The 18,161-nt window shown below is 59.0% G+C and carries 24 protein-coding genes and 1 tRNA gene; 15 read left to right on the top strand and 10 right to left on the bottom strand.

From position 1 onward, the window contains the following. Nucleotides 1–49: 49 nt before the first annotated feature. The 9 genes from AB4Z20_RS10405 (at nt 50) to AB4Z20_RS10365 (ending at nt 7,373) form a co-directional block, all read left to right on the top strand. Entirely contained in the window at nt 50–1,774 is a 1,725-nt protein-coding gene (locus tag AB4Z20_RS10405) for a tetratricopeptide repeat protein (RefSeq protein ID WP_442089844.1), read from the top strand. Nucleotides 1,775–1,778: 4 nt separating this feature from the next. Further along, a complete protein-coding gene (gene lolB, locus AB4Z20_RS10400) occupies nt 1,779–2,396 on the top strand; it encodes a lipoprotein insertase outer membrane protein LolB (protein WP_003205525.1) in 618 nt (205 codons plus the stop codon). A gap of 1 nt (nt 2,397) precedes the next feature. Continuing rightward, nucleotides 2,398–3,249, top strand: coding sequence for a 4-(cytidine 5'-diphospho)-2-C-methyl-D-erythritol kinase (gene ispE, locus AB4Z20_RS10395; RefSeq protein WP_253478150.1), 852 nt, complete (start codon nt 2,398–2,400; stop codon nt 3,247–3,249). Between the two features lie 36 nt (nt 3,250–3,285). Then, a tRNA-Gln gene (locus AB4Z20_RS10390) sits at nt 3,286–3,360 on the top strand. 47 nt (nt 3,361–3,407) lie between these two features. Further along, a complete protein-coding gene (locus tag AB4Z20_RS10385) occupies nt 3,408–4,349 on the top strand; it encodes a ribose-phosphate pyrophosphokinase (RefSeq protein ID WP_003205529.1) in 942 nt (313 codons plus the stop codon). A gap of 140 nt (nt 4,350–4,489) precedes the next feature. Further along, nucleotides 4,490–5,092: a 50S ribosomal protein L25/general stress protein Ctc gene (locus AB4Z20_RS10380; RefSeq protein ID WP_018606432.1), complete on the top strand. Its 603-nt coding sequence runs from the start codon at nt 4,490–4,492 to the stop codon at nt 5,090–5,092. Between the two features lie 166 nt (nt 5,093–5,258). Then, the gene (gene pth / locus AB4Z20_RS10375; RefSeq protein WP_003205533.1) at nt 5,259–5,843 is read left to right on the top strand and encodes an aminoacyl-tRNA hydrolase; all 585 of its coding nucleotides are present in this window, start codon (nt 5,259–5,261) and stop codon (nt 5,841–5,843) included. Between the two features lie 22 nt (nt 5,844–5,865). Next, nucleotides 5,866–6,966 carry a redox-regulated ATPase YchF gene (ychF, locus tag AB4Z20_RS10370; protein WP_060740647.1) on the top strand — a complete coding sequence of 367 codons (1,101 nt, stop codon included), beginning with the start codon at nt 5,866–5,868 and terminating at the stop codon, nt 6,964–6,966. 173 nt (nt 6,967–7,139) lie between these two features. Continuing rightward, nucleotides 7,140–7,373, top strand: a complete 234-nt coding sequence (locus AB4Z20_RS10365) for a GNAT family N-acetyltransferase (protein ID WP_442089843.1) — start codon at nt 7,140–7,142, stop codon at nt 7,371–7,373. Nucleotides 7,374–7,386: 13 nt separating this feature from the next. Here the strand turns inward: AB4Z20_RS10365 and AB4Z20_RS10360 are convergent, their stop codons facing one another. Genes AB4Z20_RS10360 through AB4Z20_RS10345 form a run of 4 tightly spaced genes read right to left on the bottom strand, consistent with a single transcriptional unit; the run spans nt 7,387 to nt 9,067 of the window. After that, entirely contained in the window at nt 7,387–7,716 is a 330-nt protein-coding gene (locus AB4Z20_RS10360) for a hypothetical protein (RefSeq protein WP_442089841.1), read from the bottom strand. Nucleotides 7,717–7,740: 24 nt separating this feature from the next. After that, complete coding sequence (locus AB4Z20_RS10355; protein WP_053180418.1) at nt 7,741–8,205, bottom strand: MarR family winged helix-turn-helix transcriptional regulator; 465 nt, start codon at nt 8,203–8,205, stop codon at nt 7,741–7,743. After that, nucleotides 8,202–8,639 (bottom strand): EVE domain-containing protein, encoded by a 438-nt coding sequence (locus AB4Z20_RS10350; protein ID WP_253478156.1) that lies wholly within the window; start codon nt 8,637–8,639, stop codon nt 8,202–8,204. Before AB4Z20_RS10350 ends, AB4Z20_RS10355 begins: the two co-directional genes overlap by 4 nt. Further along, nucleotides 8,636–9,067, bottom strand: coding sequence for an SRPBCC family protein (locus AB4Z20_RS10345; protein WP_320389437.1), 432 nt, complete (start codon nt 9,065–9,067; stop codon nt 8,636–8,638). The genes AB4Z20_RS10350 and AB4Z20_RS10345 overlap by 4 nt, the downstream gene beginning before the upstream one ends. Before the next feature lie 312 nt (nt 9,068–9,379). On the opposite strand from AB4Z20_RS10345, the gene AB4Z20_RS10340 reads away from it, so the two are divergent. From AB4Z20_RS10340 to AB4Z20_RS10315, 6 genes are all read left to right on the top strand, one after another. Further along, nucleotides 9,380–10,096, top strand: a complete 717-nt coding sequence (locus AB4Z20_RS10340; protein WP_283552639.1) for a TetR/AcrR family transcriptional regulator — start codon at nt 9,380–9,382, stop codon at nt 10,094–10,096. A 5-nt stretch (nt 10,097–10,101) separates the two neighbouring features. Next, complete coding sequence (locus AB4Z20_RS10335; RefSeq protein WP_320389438.1) at nt 10,102–10,548, top strand: hypothetical protein; 447 nt, start codon at nt 10,102–10,104, stop codon at nt 10,546–10,548. A gap of 45 nt (nt 10,549–10,593) precedes the next feature. Then, nucleotides 10,594–11,946: an ABC1 kinase family protein gene (locus tag AB4Z20_RS10330; RefSeq protein ID WP_442089840.1), complete on the top strand. Its 1,353-nt coding sequence runs from the start codon at nt 10,594–10,596 to the stop codon at nt 11,944–11,946. Next, nucleotides 11,939–12,343 carry a DUF6463 family protein gene (locus AB4Z20_RS10325; protein ID WP_258689368.1) on the top strand — a complete coding sequence of 135 codons (405 nt, stop codon included), beginning with the start codon at nt 11,939–11,941 and terminating at the stop codon, nt 12,341–12,343. The genes AB4Z20_RS10330 and AB4Z20_RS10325 overlap by 8 nt, the downstream gene beginning before the upstream one ends. Nucleotides 12,344–12,397: 54 nt before the next feature. Further along, nucleotides 12,398–12,697, top strand: coding sequence for an antibiotic biosynthesis monooxygenase family protein (locus tag AB4Z20_RS10320; RefSeq protein WP_258689369.1), 300 nt, complete (start codon nt 12,398–12,400; stop codon nt 12,695–12,697). A 240-nt stretch (nt 12,698–12,937) separates the two neighbouring features. Continuing rightward, entirely contained in the window at nt 12,938–13,099 is a 162-nt protein-coding gene (locus tag AB4Z20_RS10315) for a DUF3224 domain-containing protein (RefSeq protein ID WP_442089879.1), read from the top strand. Nucleotides 13,100–13,524: 425 nt separating this feature from the next. On the opposite strand, the gene AB4Z20_RS10310 is transcribed toward AB4Z20_RS10315, so the two are convergent. From AB4Z20_RS10310 to AB4Z20_RS10285, 6 genes are all read right to left on the bottom strand, one after another. Beyond that, nucleotides 13,525–13,665: a hypothetical protein gene (locus tag AB4Z20_RS10310; RefSeq protein ID WP_258691288.1), complete on the bottom strand. Its 141-nt coding sequence runs from the start codon at nt 13,663–13,665 to the stop codon at nt 13,525–13,527. 199 nt (nt 13,666–13,864) lie between these two features. Then, nucleotides 13,865–14,242, bottom strand: a complete 378-nt coding sequence (locus AB4Z20_RS10305) for a c-type cytochrome (protein WP_253478176.1) — start codon at nt 14,240–14,242, stop codon at nt 13,865–13,867. Between the two features lie 106 nt (nt 14,243–14,348). Beyond that, a complete protein-coding gene (locus AB4Z20_RS10300; RefSeq protein WP_214512448.1) occupies nt 14,349–14,936 on the bottom strand; it encodes a hypothetical protein in 588 nt (195 codons plus the stop codon). Between the two features lie 4 nt (nt 14,937–14,940). Next, complete coding sequence (locus tag AB4Z20_RS10295; protein ID WP_214512447.1) at nt 14,941–15,384, bottom strand: DUF3592 domain-containing protein; 444 nt, start codon at nt 15,382–15,384, stop codon at nt 14,941–14,943. Between the two features lie 190 nt (nt 15,385–15,574). Beyond that, nucleotides 15,575–16,636 (bottom strand): ankyrin repeat domain-containing protein, encoded by a 1,062-nt coding sequence (locus tag AB4Z20_RS10290; protein WP_442089839.1) that lies wholly within the window; start codon nt 16,634–16,636, stop codon nt 15,575–15,577. A 79-nt stretch (nt 16,637–16,715) separates the two neighbouring features. Beyond that, nucleotides 16,716–17,933: an MFS transporter gene (locus tag AB4Z20_RS10285; protein WP_442089838.1), complete on the bottom strand. Its 1,218-nt coding sequence runs from the start codon at nt 17,931–17,933 to the stop codon at nt 16,716–16,718. Between the last annotated feature and the right edge of the window lie 228 nt (nt 17,934–18,161).

The raw sequence follows: 18,161 nt of genomic DNA, 5'->3' as shown, positions 1-18,161 counted from the left end.
AGGCTTGTGTCATGATGATCCGACCGCAGGTTAGTCGTCCTCTTCCTATATGAATAGATCTTCCGCGTTGCTCCTCGCTCTTGCCTTGCTCAGCGGCTGCCAGTCCATGGCCCCCGTTTCGACGGACGGTACGCCGCCGGTCGAAGACAGCGTGCAGGCACCTGAAAAACCCAAGGTCTACGGCTCGTTCAGCGAAGAAACCATCTTCAGCCTGTTGAGCGCCGAACTGGCAGGCCAGCGCAATCGCTTCGACATTGCGCTGGACAACTACGTGACCCAGGCCATCAATACCCAGGACCCGGGGATCTCCGAGCGGGCATTTCGCATTGCCGAATACCTGGGCGCCGACCAGCCCGCGCTGGATACCGCGCTGATCTGGGCCAAGAATGCCCCGGACGACCTCGAAGCACAGCGCGCCGCCGCCGTGCAACTGGCCCGGGCCGGGCGCTACGACGACTCCATGATGTATATGGAGAAGGTCCTGCTGGGCAAGGGCGACACCCATTTCGACTTTCTGGCCCTGTCCGCCGCCGATACCGACCAGGAAACCCGCAACGGCCTGATGAAAAGCTTCGATCGCCTGTTGCAGCGCCACCCGAACAACGGCCAGCTGATTTTCGGCAAGGCCCTGCTGCTGCAACAGGATGGGGACACCCAGGGCGCCCTCACGCTCTTGGAAGACAACCCGCCGGAAGCTGGCGAAGTGGCGCCGATCCTGCTGCGCGCACGCCTGCTGCAAGGCTTGAACCGTGGCGACGAAGCGCTGCCGCTGCTGGAAAAAAGCATCAAGAAGTACCCGGACGACAAACGCCTGCGCCTTACCTACGCCCGCATGCTGGTGGAAAACAACCGCATGGACGACGCCAAGGTGGAGTTCTCCAGCCTGGTCCAGCAATACCCGGAAGACGACGAGCTGCGCTATTCACTGGCACTGGTCTGCCTGGAAGCCAAGGCCTGGGAAGAAGCCAAGGGTTACCTGGAAGACCTGATCGCCCGGGAAAGCCACGTCGACTCGGCCCACCTGAACCTGGGACGCATCGCCGAGGAACGCAATGACCCTGAGAGCGCACTGATCGAGTACGCCCAGGTTGGCCCGGGCAACGACTATCTGCCGGCGCAGTTGCGCCAGGCCGATATCCTGATCGGCAATGGCAAGACCGCCGAGGCCCAGAGCCGCCTCGCGGTACAACGCGACTCCCAACCGGACTACGGCATCCAGTTGTACCTGATCGAAGCCGAAACCTTGTCGGCCAACAATCAGGGCGACAAGGCCTGGAACGTGCTGCAAAAAGCCTTGAAGCAGTACCCGGACGACCTGAACCTGCTGTATACCCGCGCCATGCTGGCGGAGAAACGCAATGACCTGGCACAGATGGAAAAAGACCTGCGCCTGATCATCCAGCGTGACCCGGACAACGCCATGGCTCTCAACGCCCTGGGCTATACGTTGTCGGATCGCACCACCCGTTATGACGAAGCCAAGCTGCTGATCGAACAGGCCCACCAGATCAATCCGGAAGACCCGGCGGTGCTCGACAGCCTTGGCTGGGTGAATTTCCGCCTGGGCAATCTCGACGAAGCCGAACGCCTGTTGCGCCAGGCCCTGGAGCGCTTTCCCGACCAGGAAGTCGCCGCGCACCTGGGCGAGGTCCTGTGGGCCAACGGCAAACAACGCGAAGCCCGGCAGATCTGGAGCCGATTCCTCAAGGATCAGCCTGACAGCCCAATCTTGCGCAGCACCATCAAACGCCTGACCGGATCCGAGACTCTTTAAGATTATGTTTTTGCGCCATCTCATCGTTTTCAGCTTCATTGCCCTGCTCGCCGGTTGCGCGGGCTTCGGCGCCCGTGAATCCGTCCAGGGCCAGGGCAACCAGGCCCAATGGCGCGAGCACAAGCAACAACTGAGCGGCCTCGACGGCTGGCAGATCGACGGCAAGATCGGCATTCGCGCCCCGAAAGACTCCGGCAGTGGCACGCTGTTCTGGCTGCAACGCCAGGACTACTACGACATTCGCCTGTCGGGCCCATTGGGTCGCGGTGCGGCCCGCCTGACCGGCCGGCCGGGCCAGGTGTCGCTGGAAGTCGCCAACCAGGGACGCTACGAGGCGCCCACGCCCGAAGCGCTTCTGGAAGAACAACTGGGCTGGAAGCTGCCGGTCTCCCACCTGACCTGGTGGGTTCGCGGGTTGCCGGCACCGGACAGTAAAAGCCGCCTGACCCTCGACGCCGACAGCCGCCTGTCCAATCTGGAACAGGATGACTGGCAGATCGAATACCTCAGCTACGCCCAGCAGAACGGCTATTGGCTGCCCGAACGCATCAAGCTGCACGGCAGCAACCTCGACGTCACGCTGGTGATCAAGCAATGGCAGCCGCGCAAGCTGGGGCAATGACATGAGCGCCGCACGCCTGACCCTGCCCTCCCCGGCCAAGCTCAACCTGATGCTGCACATCCTCGGTCGTCGCCCGGACGGCTACCACGAGTTGCAGACGATTTTTCAGTTCCTGGACTACGGCGACGAAATCACCTTTGCCGTACGCGATGACGGCGTGATTCGCCTGCACACCGAATTCGACGGTGTTCCCCACGACAGCAACCTGATCGTCAAGGCCGCGAAAAAACTCCAGGCACAATCCGGTTGTCCGCTGGGCATCGATATCTGGATCGAAAAAATCCTGCCCATGGGCGGCGGCATCGGTGGCGGCAGCTCGAATGCGGCGACGACTTTATTGGGCCTAAACCACTTGTGGCAGCTTGGCTGGGACATCGATCGCCTGGCCGCCCTGGGCCTGACACTGGGCGCCGACGTGCCGGTTTTCGTGCGTGGCCACGCCGCTTTCGCCGAGGGCGTCGGGGAAAAACTCACCCCGGTGGACCCCGAAGAACCCTGGTACTTGGTACTGGTGCCGCAAGTATCTGTAAGTACAGCAGAAATTTTTTCAGATCCACTGTTGACACGTAACTCTCCTCCCATTAAAGTGCGCCCCGTTCCCAAGGGAAACAGTCGAAATGACTGCTTACCGGTGGTAGCAAGGCGTTATCCAGATGTTCGTAACGCTTTGAATTTGTTAGGTAAATTTACCGAAGCAAAACTCACCGGAACTGGAAGTTGTGTGTTTGGGGGCTTCCCAAGCAAAGCTGAAGCTGATAAAGTCTCGGCCCTTCTGACAGAGACCCTTACAGGGTTTGTAGCAAAAGGAAGCAACGTTTCGATGTTGCATCGCAAGCTGCAAGACCTGCTCTAAAGGAATCGAGTGCTGGGCACTCGCAGCAACAGATACAGGGGCGTCGCCAAGCGGTAAGGCAGCAGGTTTTGATCCTGCCATGCGTTGGTTCGAATCCAGCCGCCCCTGCCATTTTCCTATACTCATCCAGGTATACCCTCAGCCTTCAGGTACTGCGCGTGTCCAAGATGATGGTCTTTACGGGGAACGCTAACCCCGATCTGGCTCGGCGTGTCGTACGTCAGCTGCATATCCCTCTCGGTGACATTTCTGTCGGTAAGTTTTCCGACGGCGAGATCACTGCCGAGATCAATGAAAACGTTCGCGGTAAAGACGTCTTCATTATTCAGCCGACTTGCGCTCCGACCAACGATAACCTGATGGAACTCGTCGTGATGGCTGATGCCTTCCGTCGCTCCTCGGCTACTCGTATCACTGCTGTTATTCCTTACTTTGGTTATGCCCGTCAGGATCGCCGTCCGCGTTCCGCACGTGTGGCAATCAGCGCGAAAGTCGTGGCTGATATGCTGACCGTAGTCGGCATCGACCGTGTCCTCACGGTTGATCTGCATGCTGACCAGATTCAGGGTTTCTTCGATATTCCCGTGGATAACATCTACGGCTCCCCGGTCCTGGTGGATGATATTGAAGATCAGCGCTTCGAAAACCTCATGATCGTGTCCCCGGACATTGGCGGCGTCGTGCGTGCACGAGCGGTTGCCAAATCCCTGGGCGTGGATCTGGGTATCATCGACAAACGCCGTGAGAAAGCCAATCACTCCGAAGTGATGCATATCATCGGCGACGTCGAAGGGCGTACCTGTATTCTGGTCGATGACATGGTCGATACCGCCGGCACCCTGTGCCACGCGGCCAAGGCCCTGAAAGAGCATGGCGCTGCCAAGGTCTTTGCCTACTGCACACACCCTGTGCTGTCGGGTCGAGCGATCGAGAACATTGAAAACTCCGTGCTGGACGAGTTGGTGGTCACCAATACCATCCCGCTGTCCGCTGCAGCACAAGCCTGTGTGCGTATCCGCCAACTGGATATCGCACCGGTTGTTGCCGAAGCGGTTCGCCGCATCAGCAACGAAGAATCGATCAGTGCGATGTTCCGCTAAGGGCCCTGCCCTTTCCAGGAGATCTCGTTGACGAAAAGCGCCCCGCCCCAACACTCATGTTGGGGCGGGGCTTTTTTGCCCATACCGCTTTGGCGTCGGTCGCAGACGTCATTCGGAAATGGCTATTTTGGAGATACAACATGAACGATTTTACTCTGAATGCTGAAGTGCGTTCCGACCTGGGGAAAGGTGCGAGCCGCCGCCTGCGTCGTCTCGCAAGCCTGGTTCCAGCTGTAGTCTACGGTGGCGAGAAAGCCCCTGAGTCCATCAGCATGCTGGCCAAAGAAGTTGCCAAACTGCTCGAAAACGAAGCGGCCTACAGCCACATCATCGAGCTGAACATTGGCGGCACCAAGCAGAACGTCGTGATCAAGGCCCTGCAGCGTCACCCGGCTAAAGGCCACGTGATGCACGCTGACTTCGTACGCGTAGTCGCTGGCCAGAAACTGACCGCTATCGTGCCTGTGCACTTCGTTGGCGAAGCTGCTCCGATCAAGAAAGGCGGCGAAATTTCGCACGTTGTTTCGGAAATCGAAGTGACCTGCCTGCCGAAAGACCTGCCTGAATTCATCGAAGTCGACCTGGCTGACGCCGAAGTCGGCACGATCATTCACCTGTCCGACCTCAAGGCTCCTAAAGGCGTTGAGTTTGTTGCTCTGGCACACGGCGATGACAAGGCTGTTGCCAACGTCCACGCTCCACGTGTTGCTCCAGAAGCCACTGAAGAAGGCGCTGCAGAGTAATTTCACTCTGTCGCCGGAGTGACTGGAAACATCGCGGACTGGAACGTAGCGAGACAGCGGGCGAGAACGCGAAGTTTACTTAACGGTAAATCCGCCATTTTCGTCCACTGTCGCAACACCGCCTGATTGCGACATCGTTATCCACACTCCAGGAAGGGCCCCTATCGTGACTGCCATTAAACTGATCGTTGGCTTGGGAAATCCAGGCGCTGAATACGAACAGACCCGGCATAACGCAGGGGCCCTTTTTGTTGAGCGCATCGCGCAGGCACAAGGCGTCAGCCTGGCAGCCGATCGCAAGTATTTCGGCCTGACCGGTCGCTTCTCGCACCAGGGTCAGGATGTTCGTCTGTTGATTCCCACCACCTACATGAACCGCAGCGGCCAGGCCGTAGCGGCATTGGCCGGCTTCTTTCGCATCAAGCCTGAAGAAATCCTGGTGGCCCACGACGAACTCGACCTGCCTCCGGGCGTCGCCAAGCTCAAGCAAGGCGGCGGCCATGGCGGTCACAACGGGTTGCGCGACATCATCGCGCAACTGGGTAATCAGAATACCTTTCACCGCCTGCGGCTCGGCATCGGCCACCCAGGCGTTGCCAGTATGGTTTCAAACTTTGTCCTGGGTCGTGCGCCTCGCGCCGAACAGGAAAAACTCGATGCCAGCATCGACTTTGCCCTCGGCGTGCTGCCGGATATCCTCGCCGGTGAATGGAACCGCGCGATGAAAAACCTGCACAGCCAGAAGGCCTGACACTCATCCGAGGGGAAACACCATGGGATTCAATTGCGGCATCGTCGGCCTGCCTAACGTCGGCAAGTCCACCCTGTTCAACGCCCTGACCAAATCCGGTATCGCGGCCGAGAACTTCCCCTTCTGCACCATCGAGCCGAACAGCGGCATCGTGCCGATGCCCGATCCGCGCCTGGAAGCCTTGGCAGCTATCGTCAATCCCAAGCGCATCCTGCCGACCACCATGGAATTCGTCGACATCGCAGGCCTGGTGGCCGGTGCGTCGAAAGGCGAAGGCCTGGGCAACAAATTTTTGGCCAACATCCGTGAAACCGATGCCATCGCCCACGTGGTGCGCTGCTTCGAAGACGAGAACGTGATTCACGTCTCCAACAGCGTCGACCCGAAACGCGACATCGAAATCATCGACCTGGAACTGATTTTCGCCGACCTCGACAGCTGCGAAAAACAACTGCAGAAAGTTGCCCGCAACGCCAAGGGTGGTGACAAGGACGCAGTCGTCCAGAAAGGCCTGCTGGAGCAGTTGATCGCCCACTTCACCGAAGGCAAGCCTGCGCGCAGCCTGATGAAGAACATGAGCACCGACGAGAAGCTGGTGATCAAGGGCTTCCACCTGCTGACCACCAAGCCGGTCATGTACATCGCCAACGTCGCTGAAGACGGCTTCGAGAACAACCCGCACCTGGACGTGGTCAAGGCCATTGCCGAAGAAGAAGGCGCCATGGTCGTTCCGGTCTGCAACAAGATCGAAGCGGAAATCGCCGAACTGGATGACGGTGAAGAGAAAGACATGTTCCTCGAGGCCCTCGGCCTGGAAGAGCCTGGCCTGAACCGCGTAATCCGTGCCGGCTACGAGATGCTCCACCTGCAGACCTACTTCACCGCCGGTGTCGAAGAAGTCCGCGCCTGGACCGTCCGCGTCGGTGCCACCGCACCGCAAGCCGCTGGCGTGATCCACACCGACTTCGAAAAAGGCTTCATCCGTGCCGAAGTCATCGCCTACTCGGATTTCATCCAGTACAAGGGTGAAGCGGGCGCCAAGGAAGCGGGTAAATGGCGTCTTGAAGGCAAGGAATACATCGTCAAGGATGGTGATGTGATGCACTTCCGCTTTAACGTCTGAGTGGACTAGCTGCTTTCGTGGTGTTTCATGAAACACCACGAAAATGGCAAAAAACCTTTAAAGCCGCGCATTCGCGCGGCTTTTTCGTTTCATAATGTCCCTAAGTGTTTCGGCGCGGCCGACTATGTCGGTCCAAACCAGCCCAAGCCCGACTTTTTTCGCCCGAATAGCCGATGGTACGGTTGATGTCAGTTGTGCCAAAAGCACGGGGCCATGGCGTTGGCCAGACTCTACTCGACGAATGCATCAACCGCGCGAAGCGCGATAGCACGACGTTAATCGCATTACATAGAACCCCGATAATGGAAGCTGCGCAGTACTTATACCAGCGAGCCGGCTTCGCGGTGGTGCGCAATCTGCCAGACATGTTTGGCGTGCCTTATGTGCTGATGACCCGACTGTTTTAACCAGTTGGAATAGTCACGAAGCAGGCAAAAACGGCACGCTGCAAGATCCGCAAGAGTCGACTGCAGCCCTTCGCGACTTGCTCAGAATGCACATGCGGCTTAGCGGCGATTCAGTCGCGCAACTCAGAAATTGTGCGCCAAAGGACAGGAAGCTAACTGCCAATTGTCTCGCCCATCCATGCAGCGAAGATTCGATGAAATGAAAGCGCGAGAAATCGGCAACGTCGACCAACTGCACGCCATCCAAAGAATGATCCAGATGAGCATCGATGTAGTTGAGCATGCGGTTCATGCGCCGCGTGTACTCGGCGCGCGATGCCTGGGCGCAAGGTTTGGTGGTCATAGTGCCTGGAATCCAAAGCCGTCTTTATTCTGTCAATGATTTCTTATCGAGCAGTTTTTGGAAAAGAAAGACGAGGCTGGATTGCTGCTCACCCAGAGCTGCAAAGAATTTGCGATCGACTTCCTCCACTACGACGATTGCCTTGTGTGCGATATCACGCCCCGCTTCGGAGACTGAAATAATCTTGGCCCGCGTGTCGGTAGGATGAACATCTCTTACAAACAGCCCGTTTGCAAGAAGCGCCCTGACCACCTGAGAGGTGGTCATCGGGTCGCTGCCAGTCAGTTGCGAAAGGCGCGCCTGGGTAAGCGGCTCTTGTGAACCGAACCAGGTGGTGACTGCAAGCATGACAAACTGAGTATGGGTCAGGCCCAACGGCTGCAAAGCGGCGCGTTGCTCGCGCTGCCAGGTGTTGGAGATGCGCCAGAGCAAAAAACCTGGACTATCTGACGGTCCGCTATGGCTGGTTGGCAGCGGTTTCGACTTCATCGGTTACGCCTCAGCTCAGCCAGATCTACATCCATTGCGCTGGCAATCAAGCGAATATCTTTTTCGGTCAGTGGAATCAAACCGCGTCTAAGCACAATGCCCCAGTTTGGCGGGAAACACAGGTCCAGATCTCCACGCAATTTTTCCAGGGGTACTTCTTGTGCCACGGCATATCGAACCCGGCGACGAAACGGCACGAACCCCTCGCCCATATCGAATTCGAACACCTCATCGTCCTGGATTTCCCCCAAGGCTGTGAAGGCTTTCAGCGGCGCACCGTGCATCTCAACAGTCGGGGAGTAATAAACGAAAATATCGCCCTTCTTCATCTTGCGTAGAGGCTGGACCTTGCCGTGACAGACCTGCGCAAAGCCGCCCTCCACACCTCGCCAGACGTGTGAGCGCGATACAACACCCAGCCACGCCTGGCTCATACGCTCACCGTACTTTCTGCGCGGGCCACCAGTGCACGCAGGACTTCAGGAAAGTCGGAAGACACTTGCGCGCAGATATCCTCGGCGCCCTCTCCCGCGACATCAATCGAATAGGCGATTGAGTGGTTGCCATTCGGGAGCGCAATGATTTCGTGCTTGACGCGAACGGTTACATCGCCAAGCAGGGTTTCATCCGTAAACCCAATCGGCGCATTGACCTCGACCAGCTGCGACTTGATAACCTCCTGGTCAGGCAACACCATCGTCATCCACACACCCTCGACGAACGGGCCGTCAAGCACGCATGAATAGACACCTGCGTTCCAGTCCTTCCATAGGTGAACGGCTTCAAAAAAATCCCAGACTGTTGCCGCAGGTGCGCTGGTTTCGTGACGGTATGAAGCACTGGCGTGCATGCGATTGGACATGTCGACTCCTTTTTGTAAGTGAACTTATCATAAGCGCACATACAATAATCATCAACCGAATAACGCACATGAGGAAGCGCGCTAGCGGTCGCTATCCGACGCAAAGCATCGTGGGCCGATCTTCCGGGCCTGTACCCAGCGATGCCACCGACAGCAAAGAAGCGACTTTCACGCGCGTCGGTGGGGCCTGCGCAGCCTTGAGAAACATCGTCTGCAGAGTGTGATCCGCGCTTGGCCTTTCAGATAAAACGATACAAACTATCGATAATCACGTGTATATTCTCGATTAAATGATAGTGAGTATATAAATCTATGAAACCCAAGCAGCAGCAAAACCAGCGGCTTCTCCTGCAGGCCGCTGTCGAGTTGATGTCGGTGCACGGCTTCGACGGCACCAGCATGAAGCAGATCGCCCGTGCTGCCGGCCTGGGCGATGCCACCATCTACAAGTACTTCTCCACGAAGGAAAAGCTGGTACTGGGCTATTTCGAGCAGGCCCTGGCCGACGCCCTCGCCGAGACCCTGGCCACGGCTGGGTTCGACAGTTTCAGCCTGCAAGAACGCCTGCAGCGTCTCGTCGATGCGCTGTTGGAACTGTTGCTGCCCGATCGCGAGTTCGTGGCCCTCGCCCGAGCCCTGGTGGGTAAGTCGCCGATGTTATTGATGGGCGATACCCTGCCGGGCAAGCGCGCCATCAAGGAGGCCGTGACCGGGTTTCTCGAGGCCGCCGAGGCCGACGGCAGCATCGCCGCCTGCGACTTCAAGCCGCTTATTGGCGGCCTTTTCGCCGACTACCTGTTCACGGTGGTGGTCTATTGGCTCAACGACAGCTCGGACGAGTTCTCCGACACCACCCGGCTGGTCGACCTCACCCTGGCGGTGCTGGCGCAGACCCTGGAAAGCGGCCTGCTCAACAAGCTGTCGGATCTGGGCGGGTTTCTGCTGCGCAGCCAGTTCTCGCGCCTGATGCAGAACGGCTCGTCGCTGATCGAATTGGTCAAGCTCGCCCGTCCGCTGGTCAAGCGCTGATGGACATGGGAAATCCCCTCAATCCGATGCTGGTGCTGGCCGCCGGCCTCAGTGCAGTAGCCTCGTTGCTGCATCTGATGATCATCCTCGGTGGCGGGCCCTGGTACCGGTTTTTCGGCGCAGGCGAACGTTTTGCCCGTGCGGCAGACGCCGGCCGGGTGTATCCGTCCCTGGTGACGGCCGGCATCGCGGCGGTGCTGGGGCTGTGGGCGGCCTATGCCCTGGCGGCAGGTGGACTCCGTCTGGCGCTGCCTTGGGTGCCCCAGGTGATGTGCGCGCTGACGGCCGTCTACGTGGTGCGCGGCCTGGCCATAGTTCCGCTGATACTGTTCAGCCGGGCCGCTGTCACGCCGTTCCTGCTGTGGAGCTCGGGGGTGTGCATGCTGGTCGGGCTGGTGCATCTGGTCGGGTTGTACCAGGCCTGGCCACGGATGATGGGGGCTTCTGTATGAGCTGCCGTCGCCCCCTCACTGACATGCCGCACCGAAGGAAGTCCCATGGCCACTGATCCCAAACTCCGCACCGGGCGTATGGCCCGGGGCGCCATCACCGGCCTGGCCGTCGCCCAGGCCGGCGTGGCCCACCTGGGTCACCTGGTGCGCCGCAAACCGGCACCGGGTGAAGTCGATGCGCGCCAAGCCGAACATGAAGCCGAATTGGGTCGCATCTTCTTTGGTGCCCTCAACCAGCTCAAGGGCACGGCGCTCAAGGCCTCGCAACTGCTGAGCATGGAAGCCAGCCTGCTGCCGGAGGGGGTGCGCCGCGAGTTGGCGCGCGGCTTCCACCAGGCCACGCCACTCAACCGAGCCCTGGTGCATAAAGTCTTCCGCCAGGAGTTCTCGCGGGACGCCGACGACCTGTTCCAGCGCTTCGACCCGCAGGCCTTCGCCGCGGCCAGTCTCGGCCAGGTCCACCATGGCGAGCTGCACGGTGGCGAACGGGTGGTGGTCAAGGTGCAATACCCCGGCATCGCGGCCTCCATCGGCAGTGACATGGGCCTGATCCGCCACCTGCTGCAGGGCCTACGGCTGACGTCCGACCTGCTGCCCGGCCACGACATCGTCGACCGGATCATGACCGACATCGAACACAGGCTGGCCGAGGAAGTCGACTACACCCATGAGGCCGGACAGTTGCAATGGTTCGGCGAGCATGCGCAGCTGGCGGATGTGGTGGTACCGCAGCCGGTGCTCAGCCACACCACCCGGCGCGTGCTGACCATGCAGGCGGTGGGCGGCCTGCACCTCGATGCCTGGCTGGCCACCCAACCCGCCCAGGCGGCGCGCAACCGTGCGGGCCAGTGCTTATTCGACTGGTTTATGCACAGCGTGTTCGGATGGCATCGGTTGAATGCCGATCCTCATCCCGGCAATTTCCTGTTTATGCCGGATGGCCAGTTAGGGGTGATCGATTTCGGCTGCACCAAGCCGTTGTCGCCGGCCTTTACCGACAGGATCGCCCGGGTCTGGTGTATAGGCCTGAGTGAGGCGGCGGGTGGCGACAGCACACCGCTGCGCCAGGCCTATGTCGATCTCGGCCTGATCTCGCCCAGCCTGTCGGATGCCGATTTCGAACAGCAGCTGATGCCGGCCCTCGCCGCGATACGGACCTGGCAGATCGAGCCGTTCCGGCAGGCCCGCTTCGACTTCGCGAACCGCTCTGCCTTTCCGGTCTTGACGGCCGCACATCGCCAGGTCCTCACACGAGCCCTGATCGCCGTGCCACCGGAGCTGCCGTATTTCGACCGGGCATTCCTGGGCATCAACCAGCTGCTGAAAACCCTGGGCGCCGAGGTGGTCACCATAACCCCCTGGATCCATTCATCCTTCAAGGAGTCACGTCATGTCTGAGCGCTCTCACACCCCCAGGGCCTGGATTGGCCATTGTTTGATGGGGGTTGCCGTCCTGCACACCTTCGCCGCCGGATTCATGTTTGCCGACCCACTGCTCGACATCCTCCACCTTGGGATTTTCGACAGCATCAACCGCGATCCGCGCAAGGGAGTGGCAGTGTGGTTCGTGATGTTCGGTGTGCTGCTTGCCCTGCTGGCGCTGACCGTGACCTCGCTCGAACGGTGCGATGACACGGCCACGCTGCATGCGGTGGGTGTCGGCATGCTGCTGCTCGCGGCCCTGGGCATCGTGCTGATGCCCATGTCCGGCGTCTGGCTGGCCATCCCGCCGGGTATCGCCTTGCTGACGAGACGTCGCGTCGAGGCGGCCGGCGTGTCGCCGAGGGGTGCATGAGCAAGTTTTTTTGTATCTCAGTCATTCATTTTTCAACTTCACAGGAAATCCAACATGTTCGCCAGAGTCATGACTATTCAGATCCAATCCGGGAAGCTTGAGGAAGCCACCGCCGTCTACCGCGACTACGTGCTCCCGGTAGCCAGGCAGCAGAAGGGTTTCGTCAGCGCCTTGCTGTTGACCGATGCGAGGAGCGGAAAAGCCGTTTCGACCACTGTCTGGGAGACGGAGGCCAACCAGAATGCCGATGCGGCCAACGGCTATATCCAACGCGAGCTGGCCAGGATCGGCACCCTGATAGTCGCCCCGCCGACCCAGGAGGCGTTCGAAGTCAGCGTGCACACCTACAGCTGAAACCGACAATGCGAGGGGCTCCGGGGGTGGGCAGCCACCGGATATCTGTATGTTTATCTGGAAGATGTCCTTATGCGCCTGTCACGCACCAGGCTAGTGATATCGCGCAACTGCTGCCGCATAGGTGGCAACTGGTGTTATCAGGCGGAACGAGGTTCCCGGCGCATCAGACCACCACATTCCCTTACTACGATGAAAGAGCTAAATCCCCATGAAAACGACTGTTAGCTGCACGTTTAGATAACTGGCTGGGACGAGAAGTCGTCTCAAGAACTTGAGGAAACTCCGAAACTCTCACACGCCAAAGTCACGCAGTCCTATGCTGGCGCCATCGAGAGAACAAGTAGCGTCGAATACCTCATGTCTTATTACGTTGACGGCACAGCTCTTGGGACGGTCTGAAGTAGTCAGCGATTTTTAATGCCCTCCTTGGTTGAGGTTCAGGTAGCTTTGGATTCGAGCCAAAGATCGAGATCATGCTCAAACCAGCCCACTACCCCACCACCGCTTAATTGCACGGAAGCTGGGGTGACAGCCGACCTGGCTTTTTTGCGAACGCGTTTTTCCTGTGGGAGCGAGCCTGCTCGCGAAGGCGGTTTCACGGCCAATGAAGATATTGGATGTGCCGGCCTCTTCGCGAGCAAGCTAGCTCCCACAGTGGTTTTGTGTTGAACATAAATTTTTTGTTCACTGGAGATTGAATGTGGGAGCGAGCTTGCTCGCGATAGCGGTGGTTCAGTTGCAATGATGTTGGATGTGCCGACGTCATCGCGAGCAGGCTCGCTCCCACAGGGGAAACGCGGTCCCACCAAGAACCAGGTCGGCTATCAGGCCGCCTCGCGGTGGACGTTGATCTCGGGCGCCCCGTTAACCACGCTGGCCGAACGCAGGCATTGTGCAGTGGGCATCCCGGCATGGATGCCGGGATAGCCGCGCTGGGCCATGGATGGCCCTTCGCGGCGGCCCACGGAGCAATGCCTTCGTTCAGGCACACCGAGCCTAGGCGAGGTGCCGAGTGGTGGGGCAAAGCGCTTTTGGTTACTTTTGGCTGGTCCGGCTCCCGGCTCTTCCAAAAGTGACCCGCTGTAAGAGCGGAACCGCCAATAGCCATTACCGCAGCAACGGATATACACACCACCCCAAACCGTTTCTATCGCACTCAAGAGATCATCGACTCTTTGAAATCACACCCCCCATATACTGATTCAAATCGCGAAAATCCTGAACACTCCAAGGATGCGGCGATAGCTTCACACCATTCTCTCGCAAGGTCCTCGGAATCAAATCCCCATTGGGTCGCAGTATTATCGACGACACAATGACACCCGGATAATCACTCAGTCGTTTCTTGAAAGCAGACGTTGTAAGGTCAGGCGTAGGAGGATTGCTTTTATGAGCCAACGGCCCTGTCCCCTTGATATCTGCGCCGTGACACATGGCACATCTCTGTAAATAGAGATTTTTCCCATTGGCACTATCCGCAAAGGATAGTGATGTTTGAATGAGCGATAAAAACCCTAGCGAAGCGATGACTAATATTTTCATTATGCTTTCGGCACATGCCATTTTTTATGGGCGCAACGCCCTGCGGGAACAAACTCATTCCCACAGGATTTAGATGCCGGGATTGTTGTCTGTTCGCACAATCTGACTAGAACAGGTAGCCCATGTAGATCGCCGCGCCACCACCAGCCTGCAAGCCAGCGTTCATCCCGGCCATGACCACCGCGCCCTTGGCCGAACGCGCCAGTTGCCGGTTGACTGTGGTCGAAGCAATGAGCGAGGTTGCCGGGTTGGAACTCAGGACCACCGACAACGCCAGCAACTTGGGATCGAGCCCGAACAGCAGCGCTGTAGCCGAACCGCCGATCCCCAGGCCCAAGCCCACTTCGGTATACATGCAAGGGCCGGTGATGTCGTCACTGGTCAGGTCGCGATCGACCAGGGCGTCGCTGACAAACACTCTGCCAACGCTGTAAAAAGACTCCGCCGCACCGGCCGCACTGACGCCCTTCCCCTTGATCTGGATATTGATCTTGCCGAAACGCGGCAGCCTGGCGCCAAACCCGACACCCACGCCGACCCCGCCATAGCGGTAGCTGACGTCTTCGCCCTGGGGCGAGCGCAGGATAATCGAGCCACCACTGCCAGCCACCATGACCACGGTCAGGCCACCACCGCTAGCGGTCTGGTACTGCCAGCGACTCTCATTAACCGGAAGTGGGATGTTGTAGCTCATACGTTCAAAGTCCTTTATGTGAATGAACCGCATCGCGACCGCGTTGGCGGGTGGCTTTCAGCAGACCGACAAGGGTGAAGAACAGCCCCATGGCACCCAACATCACTGGCGTCCCCCACAGTGCACCTCGATCCACGACGAGGGGGTTGGCGGCCGGCTGCTCGGGCAAATAATAAACTCGCACCGGCTGCCCCGGCTCATAGCCGAAGATGAAGCCACCCTGGGGGTAGGAAATTTTTTCACCTTTGCCAGTGGTGAACGCGATTTCGGGGTGAGAACCACCGGCGTTCAGCCGACTAACGATGCCATCGGCGGTCTGTGCACGGGCGAGGAAGTCGCGACGGTCGAGGGTGAGATTGACGGCAATGCCCAGCAAGCCAATGCCAATCAGCGCAAAAAGCAGGCCCAGCAGTATCGTCCCGATGCGTGACGGGGTGTCGTTAGCCATAGCTTGTCCCGATATTCATCCATGAAAGAAGGCGGCGAGGATAACAAAAAGCCTGCTATGCCGTAATGCTGTTCATTCGAGGTTTGTGACCGCCGTGGCAAGGGAACTTGCTCCCTCGCCACGGACGCCCATTAGCCTCTTTTGACTTTGAAGCGTCCCAACACACGCTGCGTCTTGGGGCGCCGTCGCGTTATCGGCTGTAGGAGGGCATCGCCAATGGCACCGGCTGCGGGTTGGCGATAACCCAACGCACCGCCAATTCACAGAGACGATCGGTCTGCTCGGCGTTATCGTGACCACCCCGCAGAGCGGCAGCCAGCGCCCCTGCTTCAGCGAGTTCGGCCGCAGGCAAGGACACGGCGCTGCCCACGTGGCTAACCAGCGCCGCCAACATCGCTTTGAAATCGGCGTCCCAGTTGGCCGAGCCATTGTGGTGAATCTCTCGGGAGATACGGCCACTGACGCGAATCACCTCACCCTGCGCCGTCACTGCAGCGCCAGAGGATGGCACCAGCAGTTCCCACAATTGCTGATGCTGGTCACGCCAGTCACTGGCCGTTACGACGATAGCAGCCTGACCGTCGTGAACCTTGCGAGGGGCAACGGGTGTGACGTCGAAAAGACGATAAAGACTGGCCAGGGCTGCGTCCGTTGCCTCGAGATAGTCCGGATTGAAGGAGGCGCGGTGAAATTCGAATTCACGGCCGATGCGCTGCACTTCAGCGAGCATACCGTCATCGCATTGCAGCCCTGCCGCCAGCAGCGCCTGGACGATTTTCGCGGTAGCCTCGATATCGGCATTGCGAGCAGTAGCCAAGGCGATATGCAGGACACCCTGCCCTTGCCGACTCTTGGCATCGAGATTGGCGCCACGGCGGACCAGGGCAGCGATGGCCTCGGCCTTGTGACTGTTGGCCGCGGCATGCAACGGTGTGTAGCCCTGGTAATCCTGCGCCTCGATATCGGCGCCCAAATCCAGCAGCAGATCGACACCACCGATCCAACTCGAACTGCGATGATGCAGGGGCGTTCGTTGGTAGGTGTCACGGGCATTAATATCGGCGCCCTGCTCCACCAGCCAGCGGGCCAGTTCGTCGGGACAGTTGTAGAAACCCAGCGCGGTGCTCTTGCTGTAACCGCCGCAGGCTTCAAGCTCGCACTCATCGAACACGGCGACCAGCTCGGCAAACGAGGCCTGCTCCAGCAACTGACCGAAATCCTTCGGCAATGTCTTGCGTTTACGCTTACCCATCGCGGCGGTCACCGTTCTGATCAAAAAGTTTTTCAGCATGGATTTAAATATTCACTTGGAACGGCCATCTGGATTCGGATCAGACTTTTTTAGTCCTCGGCAAGAAAATCGCCAACACCCCGAACAGCGGCAGGAACGAGCACAACCAGTACACATACTCGATGCCACGGATGTCCGCCAGGTGCCCCAGCAGCGCGGCGCCAATCCCGCCGAAACCGAACATCAGCCCGAAGAACACGCCGGCGATCATCCCGACATTGCCCGGCACCAGTTCCTGGGCATACACCACGATGGCCGAGAACGCCGAGGCCAGGATGAAGCCGATGACCACGCTGAGGATGCTGGTCCACAACAGGTCGACATGAGGCAGGATCAGGGTGAACGGTGCCACGCCGAGGATCGAGAACCAGATCACCGCCTTGCGCCCGATCCTGTCGCCAATCGGCCCACCGAAGAAGGTCCCCGCCGCCACTGCCCCGAGAAACAGGAACAGGTGCAATTGCGAAGAGGCCACCGACAGGTCGAACTTTTCGATCAGGTAGAACGTGAAATAGCTGGTGAAACTGGCCATGTAGAAATACTTGGAAAACACCAGCAGCCCCAGCACCACCAGCGCACTCAAGACCCGGCCTCTGGATAGGCCATGTGTGGCCGCCTGGCCTTGCTTGAGCTTGAACAGGTTCAGGTGGTTGGCGTACCAACGGCTGATGCGGTACAGCACGAACAGCGCAAACAAGGCGAACAACCCGAACCAGGCCACATTGCCTTGCCCATAAGGAATGATGATCGCCGCCGCCAGCAGCGGGCCAAAGGCTGAGCCGGCGTTACCGCCCACCTGGAACGTCGATTGCGCCAGCCCGTAACGGCCGCCCGAGGCCAATCGCGCCACCCGCGACGCTTCCGGGTGAAAGGTCGACGAGCCAATGCCGATCAATGCCGCCGCCAACAGGATCAAGGCAAAACTGCCGACCATGGACATCATCACAATGCCGATCAGCGTGCACACCGTCCCGGCCGGCAGCAGCCAGGGCTTGGGGTGCCGGTCAGTGTGATAGCCGACCCAAGGCTGCAACAAAGAGGCGGTCAACTGGAACGTCAGCGTGATCAAGCCAACCTGAGTGAACGTCAGGCCATAGCTGTCCTTGAGCATTGGATAAATCGAGGGCAGCACGGCCTGGATCAAGTCGTTGATCAGGTGCGCCAGCGCCACGGCGCCGATGATCCGCATAACCAACGGGCTGCTTTGCGCAGTGGCGGCAATGGGTGGGATCTCGGCCTGGGTATTGCTGATAGCCATGGGAGTTTCCATACGACAGAGGGTGCACACGGGCAGGTGCGTCAATGTGCCATTTTTCGGTGCAGCAAGGCTATCCCCTTAGCTAGCTATCGACCTCGAAAAATTGTCGAAATCCAAGGTGATAGCCCTACGCCATGGTCTGAATCTTGCCTTGTTAATGGCCTACGACGCGGCTCCTTACAAAGGGGACCGAGAATGGGAAGTTTCGCTACAGAGCTGGCCTACTGA

Source organism: Pseudomonas sp. KB_12 (assembly GCF_052114545.1).
Classification (GTDB): Bacteria; Pseudomonadota; Gammaproteobacteria; order Pseudomonadales; family Pseudomonadaceae; genus Aquipseudomonas; species Aquipseudomonas brassicacearum.
Note: the sequence above shows the minus strand (reverse complement) of the source record. Positions and strands in the feature narration are given on the sequence as shown.